Genomic DNA, 14,081 nt, shown 5'->3' on the forward strand with positions numbered 1-14,081 from the left:
ACATCTTTTCTAATCGTATTTTAAATCGTAAGTTTTACACTGTTTACCTTACCACGAAAAATGATTGTATGGTCTTTTAAACCATTGTCATATTATTTGGACTAAGCAGTACTTCTTCTCCATTGACTATGATATTTAGTTCTTCTCCATTATTCAACTCGAACGTTGTTTTATCTTGACCTATACTTACTTTTACTATTTGATTTCTAAAGTTCACTTTAAATGAATAGGCTTCCCACTCCTTTGGTATTTTAGGAGAAAAATTAAGCTTGTCATTTTTAATTCTCATTCCACCAAAGCCTTCAACAATACTCATCCAAGTTCCCGCCATAGAAGTAATATGAAGTCCCTCTTCTACCTCTTTATTATAGTCATCTAAATCCAATCGTGACGTTCTTAAATAAAATTCATAGGCCTGTTCCATTCTATTTAGCTTTGCTGCTTGAATACTATGAACGCAAGGTGACAAAGAACTTTCATGAACTGTAAATGGTTCATAAAAATCATAGTGAGATTCTAATTCCTCAGTTGTAAAATCTTCTTCGAAAAAATAGAACCCTTGAAGTGTATCTGCTTGTTTTATATAAGGAGACCTTAAGATTCTATCCCAACTCCATTTTTGGTTAATGGGTCTTTGTGATGAATCCAATTCAGCCACGGATATTAATTCTTTATCTAGGAAACCATCTTGCTGCAAGAAAACATTATGTTTTGGTGAATATGGAAAATACATAGTATCGGCAACTTTTTTCCATTTTGAAAGTTCTTCATCATTCAAATTCACTTTTGTAATAATTCTCTCATAATCATCTGAGAAATCCTTTTTCAGAATTTCAATATTCTCAATGGCGTATTCAATACACCATTTGGCAGAATAATTCGTGTACCAATTGTTATTTATATTGTTTTCGTATTCATTAGGTCCTGTTACGCCAAGAATTACATATTTATTTTTATCTGTTGAATATGTGGCTCTTTGATGCCAGAAACGAGCTATCCCAATAAGAACTTCCAATCCTTTTTCTGGAATATAACTGTAGTCGCCCGTATAGCGATGGTAGTTAAAAATAGCAAATGCAATAGCTGAATTCCTATGAATTTCTTGAAACGTTATTTCCCATTCATTATGGCACTCTTCTCCATTCATTGTTACCATTGGATATAAGGCTGCTCCGTTTGAAAAACCTAATTTTCCAGCATTTTCAATGGCTTTTTCAAGGTGGTTATAACGATATTCTAACAAGCTTCTTGCTACGTTTTCGTCTTTAGTCGCCATATAAAACGGTAAACAGTACGCTTCCGTATCCCAATAGGTACTACCTCCATATTTTTCTCCAGTAAATCCTTTAGGTCCAATATTTAATTGCGCATCGGTACCTAAATAGGTCTGATTTAATTGAAAAATATTGAAACGAATTCCTTGTTGTGCCTGCACATCACCTTCTATAGTGATGTCAGCCCGATCCCATATTTTTTCCCAGGCTTTCTTTTGAAGATTTAATAGTTCTTCAAAACCTAACGTTAATGCCTTCACCAACACCGATTTTGCGGCAATCAGTAATTCTTCTTTTTTATGGTTTCTGTCAACAGTATATCCAGCAAACTTGTGTATTGTTGCTTTTTGACCTTTCGTAACATCTAGAGTATAGCTATACGATACTTTTGTATCAGAAACTGTCTCTTGTAATGGGGTTTGTATTTTTTTATTTTCTAAAAAGAGCTGAGACTCCATAAAAGTACACACATGAAATGCTGTTTTCATAGTGTGAGAATAAATAAAAGCTTGATTATCGATAGAGGATACATCGAGTATATTCCAAAATTTGTCATCCCAATTACTGTCTTCATTTGTAATGCCTGCGTCTAAGTAAGGGGAAAATTCAATTGTCACAGACTGACTCATAGGGGTTACGGAATACTCGATTGCTCCGACCTCATCAATATCTAAACTTAACAAACGTTTTGTTGATACTGAAATTTCGATACCATTCTGTAAAACAGCTTCGAAGGATCTCGATAACCAACCTTCTTTCATATTTAATTCTCGTCGGAAATTTTTAACCTCTTTACAAATGGCTAAATCCAACACCTCATCATTAACTTTTACATGAATACCTATCCAATTCGGTGCATTCAATACTTTTGCAAAATATTCAGGATATCCATTTTTCCACCATCCAACTCTCGTTTTATCTGGATAGTAAACTCCAGCGATATAACTTCCTTGAAACGTGTTTCCTGTATAGTCTTCTTCAAAATTAGCTCTTTGCCCCATGGCTCCATTACCAATGCTAAAAAGGCTTTCTGAAGATTTTACACGGTTTTTATCAAATCCTTCTTCTATAATACTCCATTCATTCGATAGGATATAATTTTGATTCATTTTATTATTTTTTCTTTAATTGTTTGAGCTCAGCTCTTTTATCTTTTGTTAGATTGCTCACAAAGTGAGTCTCTTTCTAATGAACTCATTTAAACTTTTATGATTTCGTACCATTGATGGTTCTATAGTACCGTAATAAAACGTTCTTCTTTTCTATTACAGAAATTTCAAACACCAATTGGTATTACTTGCAGTTTAAAAATCTAAAGGAATTCAATTTGTATGTACTTTCTAGTTATTCATGAGTTGTATGATAAACTCGGTAGACATTTCTCTAAAGTCTCTAAAAACATAATCAGCTTCATGAAGGATGCTTTTTTCACCTATTCCAATCGCCAACATATTCGCTTTTTTGGCTGCTTGCACTCCCGCAACGGAATCTTCGAAAACCACACATTTGCTAGGATTAATCTTTATTTTCTCTGCAGCATTTATAAATACTTCAGGATCAGGTTTTGCCTTGGAAACATCATTACCATCAACAATTGCGTTGAACTTATTAAGTAGATTAACTTTTTGAAGTATTGCTCGGGCGTTTTTACTGGCAGACCCTAGTGCCACTGGAGAATTATTAGCGAGTAATAGTTCTAAAACCCTTGGAACATCAGGTAAAATTTCTGACTCATCCATATTTTCGATATACTTTAAGTACTCTTCGTTTTTCTCGTGTAATAATGAATCAAACTCTTCTTGGGAGATCGTTTTGTTCCCCCAACTTAAAATCTTTTCTAAAGATCTAATACGACTCACTCCTTTTAATTGTTCGTTTTGCTCATTTGAAAAATCTATTCCTAAACTATTTGCAAGATTTTTCCAAGCTAAAAAATGGTATTTAGCGGTATCGACCATAACACCGTCTAAATCAAAAATAAACCCAACTGTATTCATTTGATTCTATGTTAAATAATTCATTTTTAATGGATTAATATACTAAATATTAAAATCTATTATTAGAATTTTAGCTATTATCCTCTGATTGATAGCTAATTGCATTTTTATTGGTTATTAAAAAGTTAGATAAACCAGCAAGTATTAAGCTTATTCCCGCTACTGTCATGGCATTAATAGCTTCATTTCCAAATAAGCCAGAAATAAAATTAACACCACCAAGAGCTGCAATAATTTGAGGAATAACAATAAACATGTTAAAAATTCCCATGATAACTCCCATTTTTTTAGGGTCTACGGAACTGGAAAGCATTGCGTAAGGCATGGAAAGAATACTTCCCCAAGAAATTCCAATAAGTATGAATGATATTGCTAAATACTCTGGAGAAAGAATAAACTTCATCATCATAAAACCAATCCCTCCTAAAATTAAAGATATCATATGTACATACTTTCTGTTAATTCTTTTTCGAGAAGTATAAAGCACTAACAATAAAGCAAAAGCCATAGAAGAGAGTCCATATACTCCCATATATGAACCAACAGCATTTGATGATTTTTGGAAAGCAGTATTGGCAATATCAAATGCCTGTTTATCCTCTGCAGAATCCATGTTGAAATTGATCTCTTCAGGAGCTGGAGTTTTGAAAACATGCTCGGTTAATGCTGGGTTGGCCATACTCCACATTGTAAAGAAAGCGAACCAACTAAAAAACTGTATAATCCCCAGTTTTTTCATTGTCATTGGCATATTGCCAATATTATTTAAGATATCGGGAATAAATTGATTTTTCTTTGACCTTTCTTTCTCAAACTCTTCCATATCCTCTGGAGGATATTCAGATGTTGTAAATACCGTATATAAAATACTTAATAAAAAGACAAAGGCACCTATAGCGAATGCTATTTTTACAGACATTGGTACTACTCCTAATGCTGCGGAATCACTAACGCCTAACTTTGATATAAACCATGGTAAATTACTGGCCACCCAAGTACCGATACCTATAATTAAAGTTTGAACAACAAAGCCGTATGATCGTTGAGATTCTGGTAATTTATCTGCAACCAATGCTCTGAATGGTTCCATTGATATATTAATTGAAGCATCTAGTATCCATAAAAATCCAGCAGCACCCCACAATACGGGTGAGTGAGGTACAAAAAACAGGGCTAATGAACTTAATACAGCTCCAATTAAAAAGTAAGGTTTTCTTCTGCCCCATTTGACACTCCATGTACGATCACTCAAATAACCAATAATAGGTTGTACTATTAATCCAGTAAGAGGTGCAGCAATCCACAGCAAAGGGATTTCTTCTTTCCCTGCTCCTAGAGTTTGAAAAATTCGTGACATAAAGCCCCCTTGCAAGGCAAAACCGAATTGAATTCCAAGAAAACCAAAACTCATGTTCCAGATTTCCCAAAAACTTAATTTACGCTTATTCATTTATCGTAATTATTAATTAATACTACGATAAGCGCTATGACTTATCTAATTTTAGTTGTGGAAGAAAATTATTGATAAGTCGTTTTCTAGGTGGCTAATATATTAATTTTTCTCAATTATTGTCGAAAAAAGACTTTTTTTAACCATTTACCTTTCAAAATTACTCAATACCTCTTTCATTTCTCCTCTCTCCTTGTTTGTAAACATAGAAAAAGGTCATCAAAATTAATTGATGACCTTCTTTAAAAAGTTTAAAAGCTTATTACTTTTTAATAAATCGTTTTGTTACCGCTTTACCATTTGAAACAAACTTTACAAAATAATTTCCTGTTGCAAACTTAGAAACGTCTATCACAGATTTATTTTGTATCCTTTTTTCATAGCTATAAACTATTTTACCTGTAATAGAATAAATTGTCATTTGCTCAAAGTCTCCATTAATAACTTCAATATTTAAATCATTTGTAGCTGGGCTAGGATATAATTTAATATTATCTAAAGAGTTTTGTGTAAATGTTTTTAAGTCTTCACCTGGCGTTGAAGCTTTACTAAGATTTACTAAGTAATCTTCAACTTCTCCATATGTAAATGATTCACAGGCAGTAGGTACGCCATTATATTTTAAAGAAACACGCATTCTTGTTGCCCCAGCCTGTGCAGACGCGGGAACGGTAAATGTTCCTGAATTCGTAGCATCAGTCGAAGGAGCTTTAGACCAAACAAGCTCTCCAGCATCTAAGAAATCACCATCTCTATTATAATCAATCCAAACAGCATATCCTTCTCTATAAACCGTTCCTGTCCAAGTTGGCGTTATGGTAAGTGTATGTGTTCCGCTTAAGTTTGCCGAAAGATTAGTATAATCTCCATATCCTCCAGTTTCAGCTCCAGTGGTATTATCAATTCCTTCTAATTGAAACCTAGAAATATATTCATCTGATGTATTATTCCCGTTCGAATTACAATACCCTGTTGGAGGTTCAGGATCTCCTCCTCCATTACCTATTTGCAAATTAATTGTATAATCTTCAACCTCGCCATAGGTAAAGTTTTCACAAGAAGTAGGAATTGCATTATATTTCATAGAAACCCTCATTCTTACTGAGGTCTGAGCAGTTCCAGTAGGAACCGTAAAAGTTCCACTATTGCTCGTTGCTTTTGTCGGAGCTTGCGACCATACTAATTCTCCAGTATCTGTAAAAACACCATTATTATTATAATCAATCCAAACAGCATAACCTTCACTATAAACTGTTCCTGTCCAAGTAGGTGTTACTGCTATTGTATATTGTTGTCCTTCTTTTAAATCTGTAGAAATACCTGTAAAGTCCGAATAAAACTGTGCTCCAGAACTATTATTTATAGTATTTAATTTTACATTACCAATAAACTCATCATTTACATTACTACTTGCTGAAGTACAATATGAAATTTGCGCCGTAGTTGTTGTAAACGTTGCACTCACACTTCCAGATGTATTTCCTGCCGCATCTTGCGCTACAACAGAAGCAGTATATTGAGTAGTTGGTGATAAACCTGTTACGTTAAAAGAAGTTGTTGCTGATGTTCCTACTTGAGTTCCATCTATAGAAATTAAGTACCTAGCTACCGCAATATTATCTGTGGAAGCCGTCCAGTTTAACGTTGCTCCTGTTCCTCCAATATTTGATGTTGTTAAGTTTGCTGGATTGGTTGGCGCTTCCGTATCTGGTGGTCCTACAGGTTGCATTTCAAACGTACCAACGACACCTTTTCTTCCATTATTCATATATTCGGTTATAAACCAAAAAGTACTGTTGTCTGAAGGGTCTACATCTATTTTACTATAATCTCCATAACGAGTTCCTGGAATATTTTGATTCCCATTTGCAATCAATCCCTCCACAGCGGTCATCGCTCCTAAAGGGTCACCAGCTAATCGTCCTGTAAAATATGAACTAACTCTTGTAGTAGCAGAACTGGTAGAACTTGATAAAGAGGAATAGCCCATTCCAATGTTTCCACTCGCATCCATTGCCAAACTAGCATTCCATGCATGTCTTGAATCTGGAGCATTATAGGTACCCTCTTGATATAAAGACCATGGTTGATTGTCTGCACTTTGACGGAATTCCATCCAACGAATACCTGCTAATTTTCCTGAAGAAGCATCCGTATCAACAACAAAGTTAAACACAGCAGAATTGTAGGTATTGAATTTTCTAAACTGTGCTTGATTCATAATTGTTGCTTGTAAAGCATCAATAGACGCCCCTCCATTAGGTTGCGCTAAATTAGAGAAGCTTCCACCATCAAATACACCAATAAAGGGTGTTATATTGATTTCTTGTGGATTAGAAACCGTTGAACTCGCTGTATTACTCCAGTTTACATCAATAGTCCATACTTTAACGTGATCTGTAGAAACGCCTGTCCAAGCATTATCTTGCATATAAACTACTGTTGCTCCTCCTGATGCTGGTAAGTTACCATCTGTAACATTTAATACTTGAGGGCTATAAAATCCGCTTGTTTTAATGTTAGGTAGATTAAAACCTAAAATTCCTGCATTCGTATTTCCTGCAAGCATAGCAGTTCTATCTAAAGCCCAAACTCTATTTGAACTGTTGGTATTATCGGTAATATAATAACCATCACTCCAAATAGATAATTTTTGATAATCATTAATTTGAGATACATTATAAATATACCATCCAGAAGTTAAAGGGTTTGGTCCATCTGAAACTGCAACTTGAGCGCCAGCTCCTCCTCCATTTAAAAATGATAACACCCATCTGTCTGCAGCATTGTCATATGATGCCGTTAAATCACAACAGCCCCCTGATGGAAAAATAGCGGGATTAGGAGCCGTTTCTCCTAATAATTGGTTTCCTTGTTTGTCATAGATCATAAAACCTGTGTTAAATACAACTACGACATGGTTTGGTCCAACAGCTAAAGAAGGATCTGTTGGTTGTGAGTTTGAAGAATACGTGTCAAAGACTAAACTTGCATTGGCCATTTGAACACTTTGTTCTTGTGGATGTCTATTTCTTTTAAAAAAGTCATCTTTGTTTTGAGGATCTTTGCCAGAAATAATAATATTCCCCATTGATCTTTTGTCTTTAGCTTCCTTCTTTACATTTTTAAAAGGAACTAAATCGGCTGATCTATTAGATATAGGGGAAACATACTCAACTGATGATATTTTTCCTCGATAAAATGGTTGGTTTTTGGTTTCTTGTGCCATTACAACAAACGACACCAAGAAGAAAACAATAGATAATTGTTTTTTCATGATAAGAAGGGTATTTTGGTTAGTGAACCGAAACTAATAAAAAAAAACATAAACCACTGAATATTATCAGTTTATTTTATCACTTTCGAATTAAAATCCAAAACGTTATCCTTAAAAACAAGTTCGTATTTCAAATAAAACCTAAGCAATTAGTTAAACTATTTCCTTTTGTAAATGGGATTAGTTTTCTACTTTTTTACTAGATTCTCTAATTTTCAAATTGCTTGATATTACTTTGGTTTTAGTTACCTCATTCTCTTTATTTCCTTCAATACAGTCGATCAATAATTCTGCCGATTGTTCTCCCATAGTAAACCCGTGCTGTACCACAGTGCTTATGGATGGGGAAGCGTATTGAGATATGAGTCCATCAGTAAAACCAATTATCGAAATATCATTTGGAATGTTTAGGCATTTTTCCTTTGCAATTCGAATGGCAATAGCTGCATATATTTCATTGACAGCAAAAATAGCATCAATGGGTTCTTCAAATAGCTTTTCTGCTTGAGCTTTTATCTCATGTTCTTCATTCACTCTAGTAATTAATTTATGATTGATGGTTTTACCAGAATCTTTTAAAGCTTTCTCATATCCTAGTAACCTATCAAGACCAACAGTTACGTGCGTTGGTGTTGTTAAAATTCCAATCGTATCACATCCTGAATCTAACAAATACTTGGTGGCTTTATACCCTGCTCCTACATCATCAACAATTACTTTATCACATTTTAAAGATTCATGAGTCCGGTCAAATAAAACCAAAGGAATATTATTATCAATTAATCGATTAAAATGTTTAAACGTCCCTTTTTCTAATGTTTCTTTAGCAATAGAAACTAATAAACCATCAACACTACCATTTGTTAGTACATCAATTGTTTCAGCTTCTTTTTTTTCTAAATCATTGGAAAAGCAAACCATAATATTGTAACCTCTTTCTGAAGCCACTTTTTCAATACCTTTGATAACAGTTGAAAAAAAATGATGTACAATTTGAGGTAAAATAATACCAATTACTTTAGTTTTCTGATTTCGTAATTGTAGTGCTAAATTATTCGGTCTGTAATTGTAATAATCAGCATACGCCTTTATCCTTTCTTTAGTTTCTTTACTAATTTCGGAGCTATCTCTTAAAGCCTTTGATACTGTGGAAGTTGCTACGCCCAATTCTTTAGCAATTGTCTTAATAGTAATTTTAGTTTTCATCTTTTGCAAAAATGACAATTTTCTTCGGTTAGTTTTATTAAACCGTTAATATATGCCATAAAAACTTATCAACACGAAATCGTTTTCGTAGCATTTACAGTAGCTGAGCAGCTATTTTTCTTTCTATCTTCACCCCTGTGGAAGCAAAATTATTGATAATTCTTTATATCAAATTTATATGTATTTAACCTAAACAAATGAAGTATATAAACATAGTTATATTCGGAATTTTATTACTGACATCTTCTCAATTATCTGCTCAACAGAATTTTAGAGGAACGGTTATAGAAAAAACTACCGGTTATGGAATTCCAGGAGTTAATGTAGTTATTAAAGGAACTACAAAAGGAACATCTTCAGATTTTGACGGAAATTTCCAAGTAGGAAACGTTAAATCTGGAGATGTTCTTGTTTTTAGTGCTATTGGTTTTATAGTACAAGAGTATACAATTGGGGCAAGCTTAAAGGGTACTATTCAACTTCAAGAAGATTCTCAACAACTCGATGAGGTTGTTGTTGTTGGATATGGAACTACTACAAAAAAAGACGCAACTGGATCCGTTACCTCAATTAGCTCAAAAGATTTTAATAAAACACCTGTGGTAGGTGCTGAACAATTACTACAAGGGAAAGTTCCTGGTGTTCGAATCACTTCGGTTGGTGGTCAGCCGGACGCAGCACCCAATATTAGAATTCGTGGAGGTGCTTCTTTAAACGCTAATAATTCTCCTTTGATTGTTATCGATGGAGTTCCTATTGATACTACGAATCCAGCTGGTGTAAGTAATCCGCTTACCTTAGTAAATCCAAATGATATTGAAAACTTCTCAATATTGAAAGATGCTTCTGCTACCGCTATCTATGGTTCAAGGGCTTCTAATGGAGTTATTTTAATAACAACGAAAAAAGGAACTAATAGCGGTGTAAAGTTTAACTTTTCAAGTGATGTTTCTATTGGTATCGTTGGTCGTACTCTCGATGTGATGGATGGTACTCAGTTTACGAAATTTATTCAGACATATCATCCTACTCAGACTAATCTTTTAGGAATTGATGATCCAACAACTACTGCTACTGACGATTTAAGTACACCAGAGATTGAGGGTCGTATTTTATCCAATACTAACTGGCAAGAAGCTATTTATAGAACTTCCGTTTCTACAAATAATAATTTTAGTGCAAGAGCATTTTTATTTGATAAAGTTCCTGCTCGTTTTTCTTTTGGCCATACGAAAAGTGAAGGTATCGTTAAAACTAATGATTATGAACGTTATTCGTTATCTTTAAGGCTAACACCCAAATTTTTAAACGATCAATTAAAAGTTGATGTAAATGCTAAAGGTATTTATGCAGATAAAAATGTAATAGATGAAGGTGGCGCACTTGGAGGAGCTATTAATATGGATCCTACCAAACCTATTTATGATAGCAGCACTAATGGTTTTGGAGGTTTTTACCAATCAACTAGATTTAATGATGAAGATCCAAGTCAAGCAACAAAACTTTTATTAGATGGACAATTCAATCCTGTAGCTTTATTATTGCAAAGGACTAGACCAGAAAGAGTCTATAAACTTTTAGGGAATGTAGAGTTAGATTATACCATGCCTTTTTTATCGGAGCTTAGAGGTGTTTTAAATTTAGGATTGGAAACATCAAAAACAGAAATAAAGGAAGAGTTTATAGAAAATGCAATCGCCACTCGACAATTCAATGCTAGTGATACAAACCCCGAAACAAGTGCAGTTTTTAATCCGGGTATTAACTATACCGAAGATCAAAACATTACGAATACAACCTTGGATGCTTATTTAGTTTACAATAAGCAACTTGAAGGATTTCTATCGAAAGTCGAGCTTCAAGGAGGATACTCTTATCAAAATTTCCGAAACGAAGGAAGTAAAGAAATTTTTAGATATAATACAGAAACAGGATTAAGGGAAATAAAGCCAAACCCTCAGAACCCTACAAATAGATACTTCAATGAATTAAACCTACAGTCGTTTTTTGGTAGGGCTAATCTTAACTTTGACAATAAGTATTTAGTAACTTTATCATTAAGAGCCGATGGATCTTCTTTGTTTAGACCTTCAAAGCGCTGGGGCTATTTCCCCGCTGCTGCCTTAGCATGGAAAATTGAAGAAGAAGATTTCCTTAAAAATGTAGATTTTGTAAATACATTAAAATTACGACTAGGATGGGGTAAAACTGGGCAACAAGATATTACAGGTGCCGTTGGTTTTTATCCTTCAACTCCATTATTTTCGCAAGGAGATGCCTCTAGTCAATATTTAGATGGCGTTAATATCTATTCTGCTATTGCATTTAACGAGAACTTAACTTGGGAAAAATCAACCACTTATAATTTAGGTGTAGATTTTGGTTTTTTAAACGATGTTATTTCTGGTTCATTTGATATTTTCCAAAGAAATACAACCGATTTACTTGCTAGAGTACCTGTGGCTCCTGGACAAGGATTAGGGAGTTCATTCATTAAAAATGTTGGAGAAACCGAAAGTAAAGGTTTTGAACTTGCTCTAAATGCTACTCCATACGAAAACGATAACTTCAGATTCGATGTTAATACCAACGTTGCTTACAATAAAACTGAAATCACAAGCTTGCAGGACATTACAAGAATTGTTTCTTCCGATGGTGGCCTACCAGTCGGTACTGGAGTTAATCTAGCCTATTCGCCTGTTGGTTTGCAAGCACATTCAGCATGGGTATTTAAGCAGTTATATGATAGTTCAGGCAACCCAATTTGGGGAGCTCATGCCGATTTAAACGATGATGGAATCATCGATAATGATGATCGTTTTTACAGACCATTGCGCCCCAATTGGACATATGGTTTTGGGTTGAACTTTAGCTATAAAAATTGGGATTTAACGTCAAACTTCAGAGGACAGATTGGAGGTTTAGTATACAATGCTAAAAAATTAACCAATGGATGGCGTGATAATGCTATTCCAATAAATTCAAATAGTTTAACCAATGTATTAGATTTCTATAATGGAGCTTCAGATGTTAATTTTATCAATACCAACGGAAACGTTCGTTTCTCAGATTATTATCTAGAGGATGCTTCATTCTTACGTTGTGAAAATATTGTTTTAGGCTATCGTTTTGATCAGTTATTGAAAAATGGAATGGTACGATTATATGGATCGGTAGCAAATCCTTTTATCATAACGAATTATTCTGGTCAAGATCCTGAAAACTTTAACTCAATTGACAATAACTTCTATCCTAGACCAAGAACCTATACAATTGGTGTTAATGTAGATTTTTAATTCTTATTAATTATGAAAAAATTTCTAATACTTATACTTATCATATCAGCATCATTTTCGGGATGCCTAAGTGATTTAGATACAAAACCTGAAGTTGAATTAACGTTGGAAGAATTATTAAAACAAGATCCAAATGCTATTTCAGGTATTTTATCCAGACTTTACGCATCATATGCCTTATCTGGCGTTCAAGGTCCAGGAAGTTCAGACATTGATGACGATGCTGGAGAATCTCCTTTTTTAAGAGGTATTATTAACCTACAAGATTTCACTTCTGATGGAATGAAAAATAGATGGGGAGATGATGGTTTAGATCAATTAACGACGACTTCTAACTGGGATGAAAACAACAAGTTCTTTCGTTATTTATATAATAGAATATATTATACGATTCCGCAGGCTAACAATTTATTATCGGTAATGAGAAATGTTACCGTCAATGATCAAGAAAATATAATCAGTGAGGTTCGTTTTTTAAGAGCCTTAGCCTATTATTACTTAATTGATGCTTTTGGAAACGGTGTATTGGCTACCGAAGAAAACATTGGAACTTCTCAGCCTTTACCTCAAGCTTCACGACAAGAGATTTTCAACTATATTGAGTCAGAGTTATTGGCTATAGAATCAACCATTGCTGCGTCAAATGGCTATGGTAGAGCGAATAAAGCTGTTGTTCAAATGTTACTCTCTAAACTTTACTTAAATGCCGAAGTGTATACTGGTACGGCTCACTATAACGAAGCCGCTAGTTTTATTAAAAAAGTAATTGACAATGGTGGTTATTCTTTGGCTCCTGAGTTTGTCAATAATTTTTCAGGAGACAACGACACTTCTCCTGAAATCATATTTCCATTAATTGCCAATGCTGTTAATAGCCAAAGTTATGGGAACACGACATATATAATTAATGGAAGTTTATCTTCTGACACCATGAATTTAGATGATTATGGAGCTACAGGTGGCTGGGGTGGTCATAGAGCTAGTTCAGGCTGGTATGGAAAATACTGCGGAGGGGTAACTGATGTTTCTGCTTTGATAGCCTGCTCTGATGAAAGAGCGAAACTATTCTGGACGGAAAATCATGCTTTTGACATGAGTGACTATAAAAAATGGACTGACGGATTTCCTTCTATAAAATTTAGAAACACGAACGTAAATGGTTCAACAACTTCAACAGAATTCGCTAATACAGATTTCCCTTTATTTAGATTAGCAGATGCTTACTTAATTTACGTGGAATGTGCTATTAGAGGAGCAAGTTCAGCCGATATGTCAACTGCTTTAAACTATGTAAATATGGTTAGAAGTCGATCAAATGCCAGTACTGTTAGTCTATCAGAATTAACCTTAAATTTTATTATTGACGAAAGGGCGAGGGAATTAAACCTTGAAGGACATAGAAGATCTGACCTCATTCGTTTCGGAATGTTTACAGGTGGAAATTACTTATGGCCTTGGAAAGGAAATACAGCTAATGGAACGGCAATCCCTGATACCTACAAATTATTTCCAATTCCTTTAACGGCTCTTGAAGCGAATCCTAACTTAACTCAAAACCCTGGTTACTAACACAAAAGAAAA

The 14,081-nt window shown here is 34.2% G+C and carries 7 protein-coding genes; 2 read left to right on the forward strand and 5 right to left on the reverse strand.

Annotated features, from left to right (window positions below; all coding sequences use genetic code 11):
* Window positions 1–76: 76 nt before the first annotated feature.
* The 5 genes from BLW23_RS04865 to BLW23_RS04885 form a co-directional block, all read right to left on the reverse strand.
* Entirely contained in the window at window positions 77–2,383 is a 2,307-nt protein-coding gene (locus BLW23_RS04865) for a glycoside hydrolase family 65 protein (RefSeq protein ID WP_093668094.1), read from the reverse strand.
* A 231-nt stretch (window positions 2,384–2,614) separates the two neighbouring features.
* Window positions 2,615–3,271, reverse strand: coding sequence for a beta-phosphoglucomutase (pgmB, locus tag BLW23_RS04870; RefSeq protein ID WP_093668095.1), 657 nt, complete (start codon window positions 3,269–3,271; stop codon window positions 2,615–2,617).
* Between the two features lie 70 nt (window positions 3,272–3,341).
* Window positions 3,342–4,721, reverse strand: coding sequence for an MFS transporter (locus tag BLW23_RS04875; protein WP_093668096.1), 1,380 nt, complete (start codon window positions 4,719–4,721; stop codon window positions 3,342–3,344).
* A gap of 262 nt (window positions 4,722–4,983) precedes the next feature.
* Window positions 4,984–7,998 carry a GEVED domain-containing protein gene (locus tag BLW23_RS04880; RefSeq protein WP_093668097.1) on the reverse strand — a complete coding sequence of 1,005 codons (3,015 nt, stop codon included), beginning with the start codon at window positions 7,996–7,998 and terminating at the stop codon, window positions 4,984–4,986.
* A 180-nt stretch (window positions 7,999–8,178) separates the two neighbouring features.
* Window positions 8,179–9,204, reverse strand: coding sequence for a LacI family DNA-binding transcriptional regulator (locus BLW23_RS04885; protein WP_093668098.1), 1,026 nt, complete (start codon window positions 9,202–9,204; stop codon window positions 8,179–8,181).
* 197 nt (window positions 9,205–9,401) lie between these two features.
* Here BLW23_RS04885 and BLW23_RS04890 point away from each other — a divergent pair, with 197 nt between their 5' ends.
* Entirely contained in the window at window positions 9,402–12,500 is a 3,099-nt protein-coding gene (locus tag BLW23_RS04890; protein ID WP_093668099.1) for a SusC/RagA family TonB-linked outer membrane protein, read from the forward strand.
* A gap of 12 nt (window positions 12,501–12,512) precedes the next feature.
* Window positions 12,513–14,069, forward strand: coding sequence for a RagB/SusD family nutrient uptake outer membrane protein (locus tag BLW23_RS04895; protein WP_093668100.1), 1,557 nt, complete (start codon window positions 12,513–12,515; stop codon window positions 14,067–14,069).
* The last annotated feature ends 12 nt before the right edge of the window (window positions 14,070–14,081 follow it).

The organism is Tenacibaculum sp. MAR_2009_124, from assembly GCF_900105455.1.
GTDB lineage: Bacteria > Bacteroidota > Bacteroidia > Flavobacteriales > Flavobacteriaceae > Polaribacter.